The organism is Pantoea sp. SGAir0430, from assembly GCF_043549295.1.
This window is the reverse complement of the sequence record NZ_CP039427.1, coordinates 619,208-637,882: the sequence shown is the minus strand read 5'-3', so window position 1 is coordinate 637,882 and position 18,675 is coordinate 619,208. Positions and strand designations below refer to the sequence as shown.

General features: G+C 55.1%; 18 protein-coding genes. All 18 read right to left on the bottom strand.

Going from position 1 to position 18,675, the window contains the following annotated elements:
• Positions 1-120: 120 nt before the first annotated feature.
• The 18 genes from E7738_RS03035 to E7738_RS02950 all read right to left on the bottom strand — a co-directional run bounded on the left by E7738_RS03035 (position 121) and on the right by E7738_RS02950 (position 18,627).
• Positions 121-1,311 (bottom strand): cytochrome c biogenesis protein/redoxin, encoded by a 1,191-nt coding sequence (locus tag E7738_RS03035; protein WP_394516088.1) that lies wholly within the window; start codon positions 1,309-1,311, stop codon positions 121-123.
• A gap of 136 nt (positions 1,312-1,447) precedes the next feature.
• Positions 1,448-2,758: a sensor histidine kinase gene (locus tag E7738_RS03030; RefSeq protein WP_127834284.1), complete on the bottom strand. Its 1,311-nt coding sequence runs from the start codon at positions 2,756-2,758 to the stop codon at positions 1,448-1,450.
• Positions 2,755-3,495: a response regulator gene (locus tag E7738_RS03025; RefSeq protein ID WP_021509836.1), complete on the bottom strand. Its 741-nt coding sequence runs from the start codon at positions 3,493-3,495 to the stop codon at positions 2,755-2,757. Before E7738_RS03025 ends, E7738_RS03030 begins: the two co-directional genes overlap by 4 nt.
• A gap of 73 nt (positions 3,496-3,568) precedes the next feature.
• Positions 3,569-4,564 (bottom strand): alpha/beta fold hydrolase, encoded by a 996-nt coding sequence (locus E7738_RS03020; RefSeq protein ID WP_283342671.1) that lies wholly within the window; start codon positions 4,562-4,564, stop codon positions 3,569-3,571.
• Between the two features lie 17 nt (positions 4,565-4,581).
• Positions 4,582-5,034, bottom strand: coding sequence for a DUF6130 family protein (locus tag E7738_RS03015; protein ID WP_159377232.1), 453 nt, complete (start codon positions 5,032-5,034; stop codon positions 4,582-4,584).
• A 236-nt stretch (positions 5,035-5,270) separates the two neighbouring features.
• Positions 5,271-6,017, bottom strand: coding sequence for an aspartate/glutamate racemase family protein (locus E7738_RS03010; RefSeq protein ID WP_264239954.1), 747 nt, complete (start codon positions 6,015-6,017; stop codon positions 5,271-5,273).
• Entirely contained in the window at positions 6,010-6,714 is a 705-nt protein-coding gene (locus E7738_RS03005; RefSeq protein ID WP_021509832.1) for a class I SAM-dependent methyltransferase, read from the bottom strand. Before E7738_RS03005 ends, E7738_RS03010 begins: the two co-directional genes overlap by 8 nt.
• Positions 6,715-6,730: 16 nt before the next feature.
• Positions 6,731-7,960 carry a DUF711 family protein gene (locus E7738_RS03000; RefSeq protein ID WP_136546311.1) on the bottom strand — a complete coding sequence of 410 codons (1,230 nt, stop codon included), beginning with the start codon at positions 7,958-7,960 and terminating at the stop codon, positions 6,731-6,733.
• Positions 7,960-8,631: an NTP transferase domain-containing protein gene (locus E7738_RS02995; RefSeq protein ID WP_021509830.1), complete on the bottom strand. Its 672-nt coding sequence runs from the start codon at positions 8,629-8,631 to the stop codon at positions 7,960-7,962. Before E7738_RS02995 ends, E7738_RS03000 begins: the two co-directional genes overlap by 1 nt.
• A complete protein-coding gene (locus tag E7738_RS02990) occupies positions 8,624-9,013 on the bottom strand; it encodes a ParB N-terminal domain-containing protein (RefSeq protein WP_058757367.1) in 390 nt (129 codons plus the stop codon). The genes E7738_RS02995 and E7738_RS02990 overlap by 8 nt, the downstream gene beginning before the upstream one ends.
• The gene (locus E7738_RS02985; RefSeq protein ID WP_072209734.1) at positions 9,010-9,789 is read right to left on the bottom strand and encodes an NTP transferase domain-containing protein; all 780 of its coding nucleotides are present in this window, start codon (positions 9,787-9,789) and stop codon (positions 9,010-9,012) included. Before E7738_RS02985 ends, E7738_RS02990 begins: the two co-directional genes overlap by 4 nt.
• Positions 9,779-11,629: a glycosyltransferase family 25 protein gene (locus E7738_RS02980; protein WP_394516087.1), complete on the bottom strand. Its 1,851-nt coding sequence runs from the start codon at positions 11,627-11,629 to the stop codon at positions 9,779-9,781. The genes E7738_RS02985 and E7738_RS02980 overlap by 11 nt, the downstream gene beginning before the upstream one ends.
• 503 nt (positions 11,630-12,132) lie before the next feature.
• Positions 12,133-13,548, bottom strand: coding sequence for an EmmdR/YeeO family multidrug/toxin efflux MATE transporter (locus tag E7738_RS02975; RefSeq protein ID WP_058757364.1), 1,416 nt, complete (start codon positions 13,546-13,548; stop codon positions 12,133-12,135).
• Between the two features lie 120 nt (positions 13,549-13,668).
• On the bottom strand, positions 13,669-14,418 hold the full coding sequence (locus E7738_RS02970; protein ID WP_394516086.1) for an ABC transporter ATP-binding protein: 750 nt from the start codon (positions 14,416-14,418) through the stop codon (positions 13,669-13,671).
• A complete protein-coding gene (locus tag E7738_RS02965; RefSeq protein ID WP_021509824.1) occupies positions 14,411-15,286 on the bottom strand; it encodes an ABC transporter ATP-binding protein in 876 nt (291 codons plus the stop codon). The genes E7738_RS02970 and E7738_RS02965 overlap by 8 nt, the downstream gene beginning before the upstream one ends.
• On the bottom strand, positions 15,279-16,562 hold the full coding sequence (livM, locus tag E7738_RS02960) for a high-affinity branched-chain amino acid ABC transporter permease LivM (protein WP_394516085.1): 1,284 nt from the start codon (positions 16,560-16,562) through the stop codon (positions 15,279-15,281). Before livM ends, E7738_RS02965 begins: the two co-directional genes overlap by 8 nt.
• Positions 16,563-16,572: 10 nt before the next feature.
• Positions 16,573-17,487: an ABC transporter permease subunit gene (locus E7738_RS02955; protein WP_021509822.1), complete on the bottom strand. Its 915-nt coding sequence runs from the start codon at positions 17,485-17,487 to the stop codon at positions 16,573-16,575.
• 81 nt (positions 17,488-17,568) lie between these two features.
• Positions 17,569-18,627, bottom strand: coding sequence for a branched-chain amino acid ABC transporter substrate-binding protein (locus E7738_RS02950; RefSeq protein ID WP_394516326.1), 1,059 nt, complete (start codon positions 18,625-18,627; stop codon positions 17,569-17,571).
• Between the last annotated feature and the right edge of the window lie 48 nt (positions 18,628-18,675).

The window sequence follows — 18,675 nt, the reverse complement described above, 5'->3', positions numbered from 1 at the left end:
GGCAATGCCGCACGCTGTTTGCCTGATAGTCCCTGTGTCACCCCCGGCTTTCAAAGTCATAGCCCGCGAACCACAACCTAAATGAGAAGCAGTGGCGGCGCGGGCGGGTCGCCAGACCTGTCATGCACGCGCCTCTTTCAGCAACTGCTGAATCACCCTCTCCTGCTCTTCATAGTTGCCTTCACCAAACGCGGTGTAGCGCAGCTGGCCATGTGCATCAAAGATGTAGTGCGCGGGCCAGTACTGATTACCAAAACGGTTCCAGATGCTGTAATGGTTATCCGCCACTACGGTGTAGGGCAGCTGCCAGCGCGTAATCGCGCGCTTCAGCGCCTTTTCATCGCGCTCCCACGGGTACTCCGGCGTATGCACACCCACAACGACCAGTCCGTCACGTTGATACTTACTGGCCCAGTCGCGCACGTATGGCAGCGTATGCTGGCAGTTAATGCAATCCCAGGTCCAGAAATCGACCAGTACCACTTTGCCCTTTAACGTGGCAGGCGTCACCGGCGCCCCGTTCAGCCACGCCGTGCCCCCCTCCAGCGACGGCAACGCGCTGCTGGCTTGCGGCAGGCTAACCGGCTCCAGGCGCACTTTGGGTGCCGGCGTGGTCAACCACTGGCTCAGCTGCTGCTCCAGCTTCAGGGCAAAAGCGGGCGCTGCCTGCAGCTGGCTCTGTGAGCCGGTAACAATCACGCCCACCGAGGCGAGCATCAGCACGCCCGCCGCCTGACGCAGCCGCGCACTCATCGCCAGCCCCGGACGCAGTCGCGCCACCAGCGATCGTCCGGCGAAATAGAGCAGCGCCAGCATCAGCGCGGCACCGCTGCCATACGCCAGCAGCAACACGCCTACCGACAGTGGATGATCGCCCACGACGGCCAGGCTGAGGATCGCGCCCAGCACCGGTCCGGCACAGGGCGACCACAGCAGACCGGTTGCCAGGCCCGCCAGCAGCGCGGCGAGCACCCCGCTACGCCGCTGGCTGGCATCGTTGAGGCGATTACCCAGCGCGACAAACGGCCGGGTAACGCGTTGGGCGATGCGCGTGGAGATTAACGTCAGTGCGACTATCGCCAGGAACAACAGCGCCAGGTCGCGACCAATGCTGGTGACCTGACTGACCCAGTGGCTGGTAAGCGATACCAGCAGCGCCACCAGCGTGAACATCAGGACCATGCCGCTCAGCAGCGCCAGCAGCTGTCCGCGACGACCGCGTACGCTGGCAAATACAAAAGGAATAATCGGTAAGGTACAGGGGCTGAGCAGCGTCAGCATCCCGGCGAGAAAAGCGATAAGCAGTGTCATAGAGAACCTCATACGGTGGATAAACGTCTGCGCGTCCGGCAGTACGTCTATTACATCCACCGCATGTGTTCAGGCTGTGTCGGGGAAACGCCGTTTTGTCGGGTTATGTGTGTAGCGGGCAGGCAGATACATCAGGTTACACATCCTGCTGCTGCAGGATGATGCACGCTTCCAGCCCGCCAGCTGCCCGGTTACGCAACTGCAGGCTACCCGCCATCTGGCTCACCAGCTGGGTGGCGATCGCCAGGCCGAGCCCGGTCCCGCCGGTGTGGCGATTGCGCGAACTCTCCACGCGGTAGAAGGGCTCCAGCACCGCCTGTAACGCCTCCTCCGGGATGCCAGGCCCGTTATCACGCACCCGAATCTCTACGCTGTCACCCTGGGGCGAACAAAGTTCAACCTCCGCTTCGCCGCCAAACTTGAGCGCATTGTCGATCAGGTTGGTCATGATGCGCCGGAGTGCCTGCGGCCGCACGGCGAAGGTGTCATGGCCGGTGCACGGCACAAAGTTCACCGCTTTACCGACATCCTGATAGTCACAGACGACGCTATCCAGCAGCGCGTTGAGGCTGACGCTCTGGCGCTTCTCCTCCAGCACTTCCGATGAGCGTGCATAGGCGATGCCCTCGCGCACCAGACGGCTCATGTTATCGAGATCGCTCAGCAGTTTGTCGCGCAGCTCAGGCTGCTCCGCCATCTCCACCCGCAGCTTCATGCGCGTGATCGGGGTTTGCAGATCGTGGGAGATGGCCGCGAGGATTTGCGCACGCGCTTTGAGGTGATCCTGAATCCGCAGCTGCATCGCGTTAAACGCACGCGCCGCCTGCTGCACTTCATCCGGGCCATTCTCTGCCATCAGCTGTGCGTGGCTGGCGGCCGGTTTGAGCGCATCAACCGCCTGGGTAAAGCGCACAAACGGTCGCACCACCTGCCGCACCGCCAGCCATGCGCAGCACAGCAGCAGCAGGAGCTGACCCATCAGCACCAGCGGCAGCCAGCGCGCAATCGCCGGCATGCGCGGCCAGAGATCGAGCGTGAGCGGCGCGCCGTCATGCAGCGTCAGATGCACCTGAATATGCTCCCGCGGCCCCGGAATCGCATGAATGCTCATCTGATAGCGCCCGCCAAGCGTCTCCTGCAGTGAGCGTACCGCGTCGCGCGTGCGCCAGCTGGAGGGATACGGCCCCGCTTCGCCCGGCGACAGACTGTAGCGATAGTTGCCGCGCGCCAGCTTCGCCAGCCAGCCCGGACGCTCGTCCGCCGGCAGGCGATCGAGGATTGCCACGCTGGTCGCCACATCGTACTCCAGGTTGCCCAGCATCACGCTTTTAGCGCTGCTCATGCGTTCTATCAGCAGGCTTGCCAGCGTGAGAGTATTCGCCAGCAACAACCCGCCCAACACGATAATCAGCAGGCGTGACAGCAGCGATCGCGGCCATAGCCTCATTGATGCGCCTCTTTGATCACCACCGTGCTCGCCAGTACGTAACCTTCGCTGCGTACCGTTTTGATGTAGGCCGGTTCACGGGCATCTTCGCGTAACCGCTGGCGCAGCCGGCTAACCAGCAGATCGATCGAGCGCTCAAACAGCTCTGCGTCGCGGCCCTGCGTCAGGTTGAGCAGCTGATCGCGATTCAGCACGCGCTGCGGATGGTCGAGAAACACGCGCAGCAGGCGGTACTCTGCGCCACTCAGCGCCACAATCACGCCGTCGCTGTCCAGCAGATGGCGCGCGGAGGTATCCAGCTGCCACTCGCCAAAAGCAATGATGCGGCCGGCCCCGGTAATATGTAAATTTGGCGGCAGCGCCCGGGTACGGCGCAGGATCGCTTTGATGCGCGCCAGCAGCTCACGCGCCACAAAGGGTTTGATCAGGTAATCATCCGCCCCCATCTCCAGCCCGAGAATGCGATCGGTCTCTTCGCTGCGGGCAGTAAGCATCAGTACCGGCAGGTTCTGCCGGGGATCGCTGCGCAGCTGACGGCACAGCGTCAGGCCATCGTCACCCGGCATCATGATATCCAGCACCACCAGATCCACCAGGCTGCTGCTCAGCACGGCGCGCATCTCGCGGCCATTGGCCGCACCGGTGGCACGGTAACCGGACTTAATCAGATAGTCGGTTATCAGTTCGCGGATATCCCGATCATCATCCACCACCAGAATGTGATCAACGTGCTCCAAAACAGCCTCCTGTCAGCCACTTATGCAAAAAAGACCGGCACGCGATGGCCGGTCCGGGTCGTGAATTACTCCGCTACAGTGCGGCCGCATCCTCAACGGCTTGCACAAACGCCTGCGGGGCTTCCGCTGGCGGATTGTGTCCGATATTGCCCGTGAAGGTGCGATGCTGGTACCTGGAGCTGAACCTGGTGCGGTACGTCTCCGGTGCCGGGTGCGGCGCCCCGTTATTATCCCCTTCGATGGTGATGGTGGGGACGCGAATTGTCGGTAACGTGGCTAATGTTTTCTCATAAGCGGCATATTTTTGCTCGCCTTTTTCCAGGCCCAGGCGCCAGCGGTAGTTGCTGATAGTGATCGCCACCTGATCCGGATTATCCAGCGCTTTGGCGCTCTGGTTAAAGGTGGCATCGCTGAATTTCCAGCCGGGCGATGCCTGCTGCCAGATCAGTTTCGCAAAGTCGTGTGTATGGGCAGCATACCCCTGCTGACCGCGCTCAGTGGCGAAATAGAACTGATACCACCACTGCTGTTCCGCCTGTGGCGGCAGCGGTTTTTTACCCAGCTGCTGGCTACTGATCAGATAGCCGCTGACCGACACCAGCGATTTTACCCGTTCAGGCCATAGGGCCGCGACGATGTCCGCCGTGCGTGCGCCCCAGTCAAAGCCGCCCAGCACGGCCTGTTTGATATTGAGCGCATCCATCAGCGCCACGACGTCCGCTGCGATTGCCGAAGGCTGGCCGTTACGCGGCGTTTTATCCGACAGGAAACGCGTGCTGCCGAAGCCGCGCAGATACGGCACGATCACCCGATACCCTTTTGCCGCCAGCGCCGGTGCCACCTGAGCATAGCTCTGGATATCGTACGGCCAGCCGTGCAGCAAAATCACCGCCTGGCCGTCACGCGGACCGATGTCCACATAGCCTGTGTTCAGCACGCCCGCGTTGATCTGCTGCACGTGGCTGAAGTCAGCAGCGTAATCGTGTGAGGCCGGGGTGGCGGCAAACGCGGTGCCTGCCGCCGTGAGAACCAGCGTTGCCAACAGAGTCTGACGTAACAGTGTTTTCATAATTTATCTCCGGGTCATCAGTGCGGTGCAATCTGTACGGGCACGTTAAAGGTGATGGTTTTGCTGTCGATCGGTTTATGCGTAGGATCGGCAAGAATAATGGTGACCTTGTGCGGCCCGACAGGCAGACCGACCAGAATCACCGGCTCACCGCTGGTGTCCGCCCAGTGCCACGGGTTGTCATCCACGATGACGTGAATGTGGCCGATGCGCGGCGTGATTTTCAGCGCTTCCTGGCCAAACACTGGCTCGATGCGCAGGTTTTCTGCCCGGTACTGGATAAACACCGCGCCCTTGCGCAGCGGTCCGGCCAGCGGCGCATCGACAATTAATCGCGCAGGCGGCTGGGGATGATCCAGTGGCGCCACGGCTGCCGGGCCGAGCACGTCAGCAGCGCTCAGTCGCTCCGCCCAGGCACAGGTCGCAGAGGCGCCCATCAGTAACGTTGAAATAAACAGTCGGGTTAACATCGTGGTATCTCCATGCATTCGGTTGATGCGTACAGAAGACCACGGCGATGTATAGCGGATATGTACAGACTGGCGGGTTATGCAACGGCGTGTGTGCTGTGTGGCGGGAGATACAGTGTGATACAAATTGGTGTTTACCCCGCCCGGGGGAAAATCAAAGCAGGATTTTCACAGGCCCGGGGGCGGGAAAATTAATGAGATAAGTGGCCCTTCGTCGTGGAAATAATTCGTCCGCCTTAATCACGCAGGCGGCGAAATGATATGGCGCGCAAAGCGGCACGCGCGAGAGCTTCACTAGAATCAATTAACGTCATTTCCTGCCAGATCGCGCTGTGTTTTAACAAACTCAACTCTGTGCAAGCCAGAATAATGTGCGTAGCGCCCTGTTGCTTCCAGCTACTTACGGCGTCCGCTAACTGCCGCATTGAGAGTTCAGACACGCTTTTTGTCGCTTTTATCTCGTTAATGCAGCGTGTCACTAGCTGTTGGGTGGATGCAGCGACATTGACGATCTCGGCGTGCTGTTGCGTAAGCGCATCCTGATACAGCCTGCTCTGGTACAACATTTGAGAACCGAGCACAACGACCCGCTTGCCCTGAGGCGCAATATGCTCAAGTGTGGCATCAATAATATTAATAACCGGAATAGCTGCGTCCTTGCTCCAGCGCGACCAAAGGAGGTGAGCGGTATTACAAGGCACAACGGCAACCGTCGCACCCGCAGCAGCGAGTTCTGTGATAGTTGCGTGAATCCAGGGAGAAGGATCACGTTCACCCAGTTGCAAATGACGCCCGCGGCTGGGAATTTTACTATTATTATCAATAATAAGTCGCGGATATTGCCACTCTTTATCTGCCTGAACCAGGCCATACAGCTGCTGGCAAAAATCCAGTGTTGCCCAGGGGGCTACGCCTACGACGCCTAAAACACCTTCATCTGCCGGCCAGCTAACATCGTCATAGAGAGGTGAGATATTAACCATTTTTTTGCTCAAAGTGATAAAGGCGTAATCGGGTTTCAGGATACTTATTAAGCATATGACCTTCAGGGAACATATTTTCACTCCTGGTTAAGCTGAAACCATGCCGCGCAAATATAGCTTCGTATTGCTCAGCAGTTCGATATGTAGCCGAATACTCTGCTTGCAGATTCGCAGAGTAGCGGTTATTGATTTCGAATCTTTCACCGACCCCCGTACCATCACGCAATAATATAGTGCTTTCTGGTTTACTGTAAGCACGCAAATTACCTAACAATTTTTCAGTTTGCTCATCATTAAGGTAGATCATCAGGCCAGATATAAAAATGACATCGTACTGCTCTGAGCTACAATAATTCTCAGCAGATGAAAGAATGAAATCGACATTATTAATATTGCGTTTGCTGGCTTCAAGCTTACCCACTTCAATCATTGCAGCTGAAAACTCTACAGCGGTGATTTTTTTTGCGCCCTCATGCTGAAAGCGAAAAGCCCACTGCCCGACCCCGGCGCCGAGATCAAGTACCGTTTTCCCTGTCAGGTCAGGCAACCAGGCAAAAACTTTTTGCATCTCTGTGCGAATTTTAATATCGAGAAATTTTGGATCGTTTTCCAGATTTGCTAAACTTTCAAACGATAACTTATTGTAATTATCCGCTCGGCGATCCCAAAAATCCTTCACTTTTTTTGCATCTAACATTTCATTAAGCCTGATTTTAGCGATACGTCCAGCGTTCATTATCAGCAGAAAAATCGACATCACTTTTCGCGATATTCATAATGCGGCTATTGCAGAGGAAGTCATAATTAAAGCGTGTAAATTCATTTACCTCTCCGCCAGGAATAGGTAATAAACGTACACCGAGCGGTTTCGTTAACCGCACCGCGAGTGCAGCCGTATCAAGAATAATCGCGGCAATATCTTCAGGCAGTGTCGAACCTGGCACCGGGAGCATATCTAATCCACAACCACAAACAGTTGACCATGCATTAAGCGTATCAATGCTTAATGCACGACGATTATTGGTACTCGCCAGGGCATCATCTTCCAGTACTGAGAACATGACGCCATTAAAACCCGTTGCGCGAGCACCACTGATTGCGACTGCGCTTTTAATCGCATTAGTCAGAATACTGGTTATAAAGAGTGATCCCTGAACGCCACCAGGACGCGCACCAAGATTTTCAACTAACCTGCCAACAGAAATACTGCCATCCGGAAAAGGCGCCAGCGAGGCATCCAGACCGGCATACTCAAGCCCAGAATCAGACGCCAGCTCATGACCGAATGCATCAATTTCGCGTAAGCGTGCGCAGAGTCGAAGAATAAACTGGTCAGCAAAGTCCGCCAGCAGCATGTTGCCTTCCCGTACCTGCTCACTCAATTCCAAAGCAATATCGGTAGTTTCGAGGGCAAAACTAAACTTCAGTGTCTCACCTTCATGCCGGGAAAACGGAAAAAACGGGGCATTTGGCGGACAACGCAATGAGGCACCGAGGCGGAAATTATCAAAGCCATTATTACTGCGATGTGCTACCTGCAACATGAAACGGGCAACGTCATGGCTGGCTCGAATATTTATACCCTGCTCATCGGCTACCATCAGATTCAGAAACATACGCGGTTGCCTGAAGAGTAAAGCAAACGCGGCATCTAACCGTCCGCGGTAATTATCGCCATGCGTTAAGTCCAGCGGTAAGCAAAACCAACGAATATCAAGTCTTTCAGCCAACGCATTGATTGAATTTATTCGTGCTGGCAGGGTATAAATCTCATCTTCATCACGATCATTCAATGGTGGCAGAGTTAAACGTAAGGTTCGCAGTGGCCAACGACGAGACTGGAGTTTATCAATCACTAACGTGCGAAAGTGATGTAAACGTGACTCAGAATGCCCGTCGGAAATAGCGGAGTAAGGCAAGCCCAGCGTAATAGCTCGTATCATTAACCGTGATCCTCCTGCATCAGACGCCAGTAATCTGCCAGCGTATTAATTTCATTAAATGCATGCTCCCCTAGGTCGTGAGCGTAGAGTGCTGTCGTTTTCTGACACGGTAACGTTTGGGCGGCATACAAATTACCATACCGCAGGCATTGCTTATGCCACTGACTCAGGAGTGCCATATCACTGACTTTAAACAGACCCATAGCCTCAGGGTGCTCTGCGGCGCGTATCGGTCCCAGATACGTCTCCTCCACGATGCCCCGGCGATTAACGTCACAATGAATGGAGGTCAGCATGCGATTATGCCGCTGGTGAGTCAAAACGAGATTTCCCTCAGCGTGATCCATTTCATGGATAAGCTGAGGAGAAAAAAACATATCTCCCGAGACAACATACGTGGGGCTATTAATCTGATTCAGGGCCAATCCCAGACTCATTGCATTATTAGTCGTTGCCCAGTTGTCATTGATAACGTAATTCAGATCAGGGTAGGACTCCATAATCTGTAACGCACCAAAGCCAATCACTACGGTAATTCTTTTCCCATGAAAGGCATCAATAGCATAGTCGAGAATCGTTTTCCGCGTTTTGGGATGGCGAATTAAAACTTTATTTTTACCATCCAGTTGCAGGCTTCTGCCGGCGGCCAGAATGATGGCATTTTCAACCATGATAGCCTAACTCCTGCAGCGAAAATTGACATACCGGCATGGGTACAACGAAATCATGCTTTACCGTTTTATAAGGGTAGATGTCATTAATTAATGCACGCCTCGCCACTTCCTGCCAGTCAAATTGATGATTTTCGCGCAACGATCTTAATGGCACCGAGGCGTAATCAAATCGTACGACCGGCACTCTTTTTAGTCCCAGACTGAGCGCGACTTCCATACGGTGCTGGCCGTCCAGTACCAGATTATGGTGTAGATCAAGCGCCAGAGGTTTTACCCATACGCCTTCCTGAATAATTTTATTACGCAACCATTCAACGCGACGTGAACTGAATTTTTCAATATGACGCAATTTTTGTGGTTCAAAAAACTCTACATTCATTTTAGTGCCTCAAAATTTTCTAATAATAAATGATAATCCGCAACCGCCTGCCGGTAATCGACTTCTTCGTTGAAAGATCTTGCAAACAAATCCGTAATATCTACAGCACGGCAGGGTAAGCAAGAGCGGTGTACAATCCAGGGTGCCATGTAATATTGCTGAGTGCTTGTCTGTAAAAACGTCTGCCGCAGGCGTCGATCGTTTTCCACCTGTTCCGGAGAGACACTTAGCAAGCCGACCATTTTCATCCAGCCATCAAATGCGGAGTCGTAATCGGGCACATAGGCAATTTTCTTTATAGCAGGTTCAGCTTTACTGGCTTCGACAATACCGCCAGTAAGGCAAGAGTTGTAATAACCATGGGTGAGCCAAAAACTGTCACTGCCCATTTCAGCTTGCATTAACCGCGGCCATACACGTGGATCCAGCAGAACATCCGTTTCGATAATTGTATAGCCATATTCAGGATGATTAAGCGCGCTGACACCTTTTTCAACGGATAATATGTTGACATCATTTTTATAATTATCATTGTGCGCTAACTTAATATTAGCATCAGCATAATTATCTTTAATCCAGCGTTCTACAACTGATGACTGATGACCGGTAACCAGTACAATTTCACGCTCGCCGCATTTTAACAGCTCAGTCAGCAACGTATCCAGCACGGTGATTTCACCGACCGGCAGCAAGCATTTAGGATAATTCAGGGTCAGATGCCCCATTCTCGTTCCCTGACCAGCAACCAGTAATATTGCGGCGCGTTTAGAAGACATTGTGATGAACTCCAGCGGGCATAAGGGTTTTTTCAATGATTTTTACAATCTCACTGCCTGCGCCCTGCTCTGGCATATGAAGTTCATCACGTAAAACCTGCAGTCGCTTATCACGCATGGGATCCTTGCCTGAAACAAGATTATCAACGAAAGTTTTAATATCTGCGGATTCATTCGCAACGTCATAAGCGTCATAAATAAATTCAGCGCTACTGTTAATACCGAGGCAGTTTTTATGAGTCAGGAAAAGGATTGGCTTACGCGAAGGTAAATACTCCAGCAAAAACGATCCTGCATCTGCCATCAGCGCATCTGATTGTGAAAAGGCGTAGCGATAATCTGCAGAAAAATCCCACTCCACATGTGATTTGAGATGAGAGTATTCGCGCAGCATTTGCCAGTTGTGAGCAGTTTCGCTGTGTGTTCCGCGCTCTATACGAATATCCAGAAATTGTTTAAAAAGCGGATGTGGCCGAATAATCAAATTAACGTCATCACGTTTGATGATATCGAGCATTGCCTGTGTATATAAATTAAACGTAGACCACATCTTTTCATCATCAGGCATGACGAAATGCGGCGCCCATAATAGCGTTGGCTTGCCTTTATTAACTTTGCCATCCGTCTGGACGCCAAAGCGTGATGGATAGTTATCTAGCTTTGGATGTCCGCTAACATAGACGTGATGATTGCCATTTCCGCAATATTTAGCAAACTCATCTTTATGCCGCTGAGAGCGAACGAATACCCACCTGGCAACATTTTGACAGGGAAGATTGTACTGATAAACACGGTTTCTCTCGCCATCACCCATATCTAACCCATAAGGAATATAGGCGATAGAAATATTGCGTCGATTAAGCGTTAAACTTTGCAGTTCATTGGGACGTGCATCATCATAAGGATTTTGTAAAAAAACCACATGGGGCTTACGCGCCGTAATCTCATACTCGTGATACTCGGTATACCGGATACCCTTATCATTTAATAAATCACGCTGTGCAGTGTAATCCGGTGCTTTTGCGCCCCGACTGAAATAGGGCGCAAGGATAATCTGACAATCAAAATGCGGTTTGGCCTGCATAGCGCGATATACCGACTCAAAGTTAGTCCAGCCGGGGGCCCACTGGAAAAAGATATCCACTTTTATCTTTTCTTCGCCAGGTTGATAGGCTGGCCACACTATTTCTTCTAATTTTTTAGCGAAATGCGCTCGATAATCAACAGGTTGGTTTTCGATATCACTTTTATCAGCGGCCTGATAGCCCGCATTGGGAAAGATACCCAACCAGCGGTCACGTTTTATCAAACTATTCCAGCGTACATCTAAAGCCCAGCACTGAGGAACGCCACCCGCCAGTAACCCCTGCAAACTTTCTGCATAATTATCAATGAGAGTGGAGTAGTAATCACCGTTCACAATGTAAGCGCAAGCGCACCATGCATATTGCGGCTTAACCATAAAGTTCACACTTTTTAACGGCACGACGTTATCATAGTGGGCAGCGAGCAGCGCGACATGCCAGTTGATCTGCTGTAAAGAGGAGAGAAATAGATCAATTCGCTGTTTGGTCTGAATATCATCATGGAAAACCATATCGTCTTCCAGAATCAATACATTTTTCCAGCCGTTTTGCTGAGCCATTTGCAGCACGAGAATATGTGATTTAATACAGCCGATATAGCCTGGCGCTTCTTCAATAGCCTCAAAACGGACAATCTTTTCACGTGGTACGCCAATTGCTTTTAATTGACGAGCGATACGTACCCTGCGATCCTTGCGTTTGTTCAGGTTGATGTATACAACCTTATCTATTGTCTGCCAGTTGACTGCCATCATCTCTACACCCATCGCACTAAGAAAGCTCTCATTTTCAGGACGGCGCAATAAAGACGATTCTTAAGGAAAATAAAAAAATTTTTTAGGTTTACTGGCAAGGGATTAGCAGGGTAACGAGCCGGTGCCGGCACCTTGTTCGGGCTGCGCCAGCGTTACAGCCATCGAACAATTCACTCGCGCTGAATCATCGTAGCTGGATGTATAACCGCCACGACGAAGGCAAGCTTTGTGTACTGTACTGCTCCGGGCTGCAAGCCTGAAGATTTGTGTAAACGCTGAAGCGGCCCGTATGCGTGGCAAGGCGCACAGTTGTCGCATCACGTTCGAATTCACGAAAGCGCTGAGTTAGGTTGCCAGCGGAAAGGCAGCGGTCAGTCCGAAAATAGCCGTGCGGCTTGAGGCGGGGCCGGGTATGGCAGGCATAGGGTACGATCTGTTTTTGCTGGCGCAATAAGCCGATCATAAAACCCTGTGCCTGTCTTTATTTGTGGGAATTCCTCAGCCTACGGGCCACTACTCTTCGCGAGCATTTTGCGGTAATTGTTCAGCCATTTGCCGCTGGTTAAACGCCACCAGAAACAGATACCGCGCACCGTCCAGTCGAGGAACATGCCGAGCCAGACGCCAATCACCCCCATGCCCAGCACTATACCCAGCAGATAACCGGCCACCACGCGCGCGCCCCACATACTGAACATCGATACATACATGGTGTACCGTGCGTCGCGCGCGCCTTTTAGCCCGGCCGGCAGCACCCAGGAAGCGGTCCAGACAGGCATAAAGGCGGCATTCAGCCAGATCAGGTGTTTGGTTACCTCAATCACCTGCGGATCGCGGGTGTAGAATCGCGCCAGCGTGCCCGCCAGCGGCACAGTGATAAACGCCAGCGTACATAGCCCAATCATCGCCAGCCAGAATACGTGCTTGATCTGCCGCTCCGCCTGCATCACCTGATTTTTCCCTAAGCGCCTGCCGGTGATAATGGTCGACGCAGAACCCAGCGCGTTGCCCGGCAGGTTAATCAGCGTGGCGATGGAGAAGGCAATAAAATTACCGGCGATCTCATTGGTGCCCATGCCGGCGACAAAAATCTGCGTCAGCAGTTTGCCGCCGTTAAACAACACCGATTCGATACTGGCCGGTACGCCAATCCCCAGCACTTCCATCAGGATGTTGCGATCCCAGCGGCGGAAATAGCTGGCCAGCGTGATTTTCAGCGCCGGACTGATGCCGCGATACAGCACGTAAATGGCCGCCGCCGCGCCGATATAGCGTGAAATGGTTAATCCCAGCCCGGCACCGACAAATCCCATCCCTTCCCAGCCGAGCGCACCGTAGATCAGCACGCTACTGATGATGATATTCAGGATATTCATGCCGCCGTTGATCAGCATCGGAATTTTAGTGTTGCCGGCACCGCGCAACGCGCCGCTGCCTATCAGCGCAATCGCCGCTGCCGGGTAGCTCCACGCGGAAGTTTGCAGATAGCTGAGCGCCAGTTCTTTGACCTGCGGCTCGGCGTTGCCGGCAATCACATCAACAATCAGATGCCCCCAGAACTCGATGGCGATGACCAGCACAAACGCCAGCACTGTCATCAATCCCAGCGACTGCCGCGTCGCCGCACGCGCACGCTTGCCGTTGCGTTTGGCCAGGCTGAACGCCACCACCACCGTGGTGCCGAGATCGATGGCGGCAAAAAAGGAGATGATCACCATGTTGAAGCTGTCGGCCAGCCCCACGCCCGCCATCGCCTCTTTGCCCAGCCAGCTCACCAGAAAGGTACTGAGAACCCCCATCAGCATCACGCACAGGTTCTCAATAAAGATGGGCACCGCCAGTGGGGTGATTTCACGCCACAACAGCGTGCGATAAGCACGGCGTTTGGGATACCACGCCGTGTTTCTGATCGCCCGCATTACTGCTACGCCAGGATTTTGCAAGGGAGTACCAAATCACTTTGGTTAAGAAGTAGAGTAATAATGATGATAGGCTGCTAACGATTATGCAAAGTGTTTCCCGTCACCATTTAATCATTATTACAAACTTTTTGCTGACTCCCCGCCCGCGCCGACGCTGCCGCCCAGATAGGCGCTGCGCACCTCTTCGTTGTGCAACAGTTCGCTGCCGCTGCCGCTCAGACGAATTTCGCCATTGACCATTACATAACCGCGATCCGCCAGTTGCAGCGCGTGGCGCGCGTTCTGCTCCACCAGAAACAGCGTCATGCCCTGCTGCGTCAGCTCACGCAGGATGCTGAAAATCTGCTTTACCACCAGCGGGGCCAGCCCGAGGCTGGGTTCATCCAGCAGCAGCAGACGCGGCCGGCTCATCAGCGCGCGGGCGATCGCCAGCATTTGCTGCTCGCCGCCGGAGAGCGTCATTGCCCGCTGATTTCGCCGCTCCAGCAGGCGTGGAAACAGCGTGTACATTCGTTCTTTATCCTGCTTCATGTAGCGCTCGCCGATGGCGATGGTGCCCATCAGCAGGTTCTCTTCCACCGTCATATCCGGAAAGATGCGCCGTCCTTCCGGCGCCTGGGCAATACCGCTGGCGGCGATAAAATGGGTCGACCGCTGGCTGATGGGTTCTCCGCGCAGGCGAATTTCACCGCTGGCAATGCGCGGCTGACCAAAAATCGACATCAGCAGCGTGGATTTTCCTGCACCGTTGGCCCCAATCAGCGCCACGGTTTCCCCTTCCGCCACGGTCAGCGACACCTGCTTCAGCGCCTGCACCGGGCCGTAAAACACATCCACCTGTTCAAACGCCAGCATTGCTTCAGCCATGCTCGCTCTCCTCTTCCGCGCCGAGATAAGCGGCGATCACCTTCGCATCGTGTCGAATCTGCTGCGGCGTGCCCTGGGCGATCACGTCACCGTGATCCAGCACGACGATGTGATCGGAAATGCGCATCACCATCGGCATATCGTGTTCAATCAACAGCACGCTGATGCGATGATCGGCGCGCAGCTGGTGCAGAATCTGGCTCAGCGCCTCGGTTTCGACCGGATTAAGCCCCGCTGCGGGCTCATCCAGGCAGATCAGTTCCGGCCGGGTGCACATGGCGCGCGCAATCTCCAGCCGGCGCTGCTGGCCGTAAGAGAGCGTACCGGCCAGCCGGTTGGCACTGCTGACCAGATCAACACGCTCCAGCCAGTAAAAAGCGCGATCGAGCGCGCGACTCTCCGCTGCCCGATAGCCGCGGGTATTGAGGATGCCGGCCAGCAGCTGACGGTTGACCTGCATATGCTGCGCCACCAGCAGGTTTTCCACCACCGACATCTCGCGAAACAGGCGGATGTTCTGAAAGGTACGCGCCAGACCGGCGCGGTTGACCAGATGTGCGCCGCCAAACATCTTGTACCAGATGCGCGAGCCCAGCCGCGCCGGCCGCAGCCAGTCACCCGGCTGAATCTTCTGGCCCAGCACCTGAATCACATCGGTGCTGCGCTGATGGGCATTGAGCACAATGCGCCCGCCGCTGGCGCGATAAAATCCCGTCAGGCAGTTAAATACCGTGGTTTTGCCCGCGCCGTTGGGGCCAATCAGCGCGGTGACCGAGCCGCGCTCCACGCGCAGGCTGACATCATTCAGCGCTTTGATGCCGCCAAAGCGCATCATCAGGTTATCCACCTGCAGGATGGCATCACTCATGGCGTACTCCTTTTCTCAGCGGCACCCCGACGCGTGCGGTGCGCACCAGGCCGCGCGGACGCCAGATCATCATCAGCACCATCAACATGCCAAACAGCAGCACGCGGTACTCGGCAAAACTGCGCAGCAGCTCGGGCGCCACCGTCAGCACAAACGCGGCCAGCACTACGCCGAGCGTCGAGCCCATCCCGCCCAGCACCACGATGGCCAGAATCAGCGCGGACTCAAAAAAGGTAAACGAGGTGGGATTAACGAACCCCTGATAACTGGCGAAAAATACCCCGGCAATACCGGCGGTTGAGGCGCCGAGCATAAACGCCGACAGCTTCACCAGCACGTGATTCAGCCCCATGGCGCGACAGGCGATTTCATCTTCACGCAACGCTTCCCACGCCCGGCCAATCGGCATGCGCGTCAGCCGGTGCTTGATAAACAGCACCAGCAGCACCACCATTACCAGCACCACGTAGATAAAGATGAACTTCATGTTGGGGTTGTAATCGAGATGCAGAAACTGGTGGTACGGTATGCCGCCCTCTTTTGCCCGGCGGGCGAATTCAAGGCCGAGAAAGGTCGGTGACGGCACCGAGACGCCGTTCGGCCCCCCGGTGAACGACAGCCAGTTGTTCAGCACCAGCCGGATAATTTCACCGAAGCCGAGCGTGACGATAGCCAGATAGTCACCGTGCATGCGCAGCACCGGAAAGCCAAGCAGCGCACCGGCCAATGCCGCCAGCAGCGCAGCGATGGGGATCATGCTCCAGAAACCCAGCCCGAGATACTGATAGCCCAGCGCCAGCCCGTAAGCACCAATGGCGTAAAATGCCACATAGCCCAGATCGAGCAGCCCGGCGAGGCCGACCACGATATTGAGCCCGAGTCCCAGCAGCACGTAGATCAGCCCGAGAATCGCCACCGTCAGCAGATACTTGCTGGAGAGAAACGGAAACGCCAGGGCCACGACCAGCAGTAGCGGTATTATCCAGCGCAGGCGCGAACGGTAACCGGGTTCACGCACATATACGCCGTCATCGTTGCCCTCAAACTTGTGCAGAAAACGGCGCCCCACGGCGGTATGCAGAAACAGCCCCAGCAGCAAACGTCCTGCCATCACCACCGCCACCAGCAGCGCCACGCGCAGCGGCGACAGCGTAAAACTGTAGCCGCTGAGCACCACGCCCACCACCGGGCCGAACACCACCAGCGCGACGGCACCGGCCAGCAGCGTGTCGAGCAGCACCTGACGGATGCCGCCTGTTTGCGTCATTGCATTCATTCTGGCTTCCTCACACTTTGGCGACCAGCGGCCGGCCCAGCAGTCCCTGCGGACGGAAGATTAAAATCACCACCAGCAGCGAAAATGAGAACACATCTTTGTAATCGGAGTTCACCAGCCCGGCGAACTGCGCCTCGGCCACGCCCAGCAGCAAACCGCCCAGCATCGCGCCGGGCAGCGAACCGATGCCCCCCAGCACCGCCGCGGTGAAGGCTTTGATGCCGATAATGAAGCCGGCGTAGAAATCAAACGTGCCGTAGTTCATGGTAACCAGCACCCCGGCCAGCCCGGCCATCGCCGCGCCGATGACAAACACCAGCGAAATCACCCGGTCGGTATTGATGCCAAGAATCGACGCCATGCGCCGATCCTGCTGGACCGCACGGCAGATACGGCCCAGTTTGGTGTACTGGATAATCCAGGTCAGCAGCGCCATCCCGCACAGCGCCGCCACCAGGATAAACACTTTGGTCCAGGTGATTTGCACCACGCCGCCGTCGATCTCCATACGCAGCACGCCACTGAGCAAGGTGGGAATGCCCTGCTGATTCGGTCCCTGACTGAGCTGCACATAGTTTTGCAGAATCAGCGACATACCAATGGCAGAGATCAGCGGTGCCAGCCGCGTGGAATTGCGCAGCGGACGATAGGCAATGCGCTCAATGGCCCAGCCGTAAGCGGCGGTGACCACGATGGTGAACAACAGCGTGCCAAAGATCAGCAGTGGAAAGGAGTGAATGCCAAAGTAGCTGAGCAGCGCCAGCCCGATCGCACACAGATAAGCAGAGATCATGTACACCTCGCCGTGGGCGAAGTTGATCATGCCGATAATGCCGTAAACCATGGTGTAGCCGATGGCGATTAGCCCGTAGACCGCGCCCAGCGTCAGGCCGTTAATCAGCTGCTGTATAAAAAAGGCGTCCATATTGTCTCTCGCAGGTGGAAGGCGTGCACAGGTCACGCTCAGATGCGAACGGCCCCGCTGCGCGCGGGGCCGCAGAGCGAATTACAGCTGGTGATATTTGCCTTTGTCATCCCACTGATAGACCACGTAATCCGAGACTTTCAGGTCGCCTTTTTCGTCCCATGCCTTCTTGCCCATCACGGTGTCAACGCTGCTGGCCTTCAGCCAGTCGCTGGCTTTGGCATTGTCTTTACCTGCCGCTTTGTAGGCGGCGGCCAGAGCCTGAATGGAGGCGTAGGCGTACAGCGTATACCCTTCCGGCTCAAAACCGCTGGCGCGGAATTTTTCAATCACCGCTTTGCCATCCGCGATGGTGCGCGGGTCATTGCCGAAGGTCATGTACACGCCTTTAGTGAACTGCGGACCGCCGGCGGCAGTCACCAGTTCTTCCGTCACGATGCAGTCGCCGGAGAAGAAAGCCGCATTAACGCCCTGCTCGCGCATCTGACGCACCAGCGGACCCGCCTCCGGATGACAGCCACCGAAATAGACCACATCCGGTTTCACCGCGCCGATTTTGGTGACCAGCGCGTTAAAGTCTTTTTCACCGCGCGACAGCCCTTCATACAGCACCTCTTTGACGCCGCGTTTCTCCAGCGCCGCTTTGGTGGCATCGGCCAGCCCCTGACCGTAGGTGTCTTTGTCGTGGATCACCGCCACTTTCTTCGCTTTCAGCGTATCGAGAATATAATTAGCGGCAATTGTCCCCTGCTGGTCATCACGCCCGCACATGCGGAACAGGGTTTTCATGCCGCGCTCGGTGATTTGTGGATTGGTTGAACCGGGCGTAATCGCCAGTACGCCCGCCTCGTCATACACCTCTGAGGCTGGCATGGTCGAGGATGAGCAGAAATGGCCCACCACCGCCATCACTTTGTCCTGATCCACCAGCCGGTTGGCAACAGCCACCGCCTGCTTGGGTTCGCAGGCGTCATCGCCCTGCACCAGCACAATTTTTTCACCGTTTATGCCGCCCGCAGCGTTAATGTCCGCCGCGGCCTGGCTGGCGCCCTTCCAGTATTGCGTACCGTACGTAGCATTCGGTCCGGTAAACGGACCGGCCACGCCAATCTTTATGTCAGCCTGCGCGTAGAACGCCATGCTTAAACAACCTGCCATCACCACCTTCAATGGGTGTTTTATGAATTT

Bases quoted from the DNA above. Each gene is read 5' to 3' on its own strand.
- E7738_RS02980 (WP_394516087.1), bottom strand. From the start codon at position 11,629: ATGATGGCAGTCAACTGGCAGACAATAGATAAGGTTGTATACATCAAC.
- E7738_RS02985 (WP_072209734.1), bottom strand. From the start codon at position 9,789: ATGTCTTCTAAACGCGCCGCAATATTACTGGTTGCTGGTCAGGGAACG.
- livM (WP_394516085.1), bottom strand. From the start codon at position 16,562: ATGAATGCAATGACGCAAACAGGCGGCATCCGTCAGGTGCTGCTCGAC.
- E7738_RS02950 (WP_394516326.1), bottom strand. From the start codon at position 18,627: ATGGCGTTCTACGCGCAGGCTGACATAAAGATTGGCGTGGCCGGTCCG.
- E7738_RS03030 (WP_127834284.1), bottom strand. From the start codon at position 2,758: ATGAGGCTATGGCCGCGATCGCTGCTGTCACGCCTGCTGATTATCGTG.
- E7738_RS03035 (WP_394516088.1), bottom strand. From the start codon at position 1,311: ATGACACTGCTTATCGCTTTTCTCGCCGGGATGCTGACGCTGCTCAGC.
- E7738_RS03015 (WP_159377232.1), bottom strand. From the start codon at position 5,034: ATGTTAACCCGACTGTTTATTTCAACGTTACTGATGGGCGCCTCTGCG.
- E7738_RS02995 (WP_021509830.1), bottom strand. From the start codon at position 8,631: ATGGTTGAAAATGCCATCATTCTGGCCGCCGGCAGAAGCCTGCAACTG.
- E7738_RS03010 (WP_264239954.1), bottom strand. From the start codon at position 6,017: ATGGTTAATATCTCACCTCTCTATGACGATGTTAGCTGGCCGGCAGAT.
- E7738_RS03005 (WP_021509832.1), bottom strand. From the start codon at position 6,714: ATGTTAGATGCAAAAAAAGTGAAGGATTTTTGGGATCGCCGAGCGGAT.
- E7738_RS02965 (WP_021509824.1), bottom strand. From the start codon at position 15,286: ATGAGTGATGCCATCCTGCAGGTGGATAACCTGATGATGCGCTTTGGC.
- E7738_RS02975 (WP_058757364.1), bottom strand. From the start codon at position 13,548: ATGCGGGCGATCAGAAACACGGCGTGGTATCCCAAACGCCGTGCTTAT.
- E7738_RS03020 (WP_283342671.1), bottom strand. From the start codon at position 4,564: ATGAAAACACTGTTACGTCAGACTCTGTTGGCAACGCTGGTTCTCACG.
- E7738_RS02970 (WP_394516086.1), bottom strand. From the start codon at position 14,418: ATGGCTGAAGCAATGCTGGCGTTTGAACAGGTGGATGTGTTTTACGGC.
- E7738_RS02990 (WP_058757367.1), bottom strand. From the start codon at position 9,013: ATGAATGTAGAGTTTTTTGAACCACAAAAATTGCGTCATATTGAAAAA.
- E7738_RS03000 (WP_136546311.1), bottom strand. From the start codon at position 7,960: ATGATACGAGCTATTACGCTGGGCTTGCCTTACTCCGCTATTTCCGAC.
- E7738_RS02955 (WP_021509822.1), bottom strand. From the start codon at position 17,487: ATGGACGCCTTTTTTATACAGCAGCTGATTAACGGCCTGACGCTGGGC.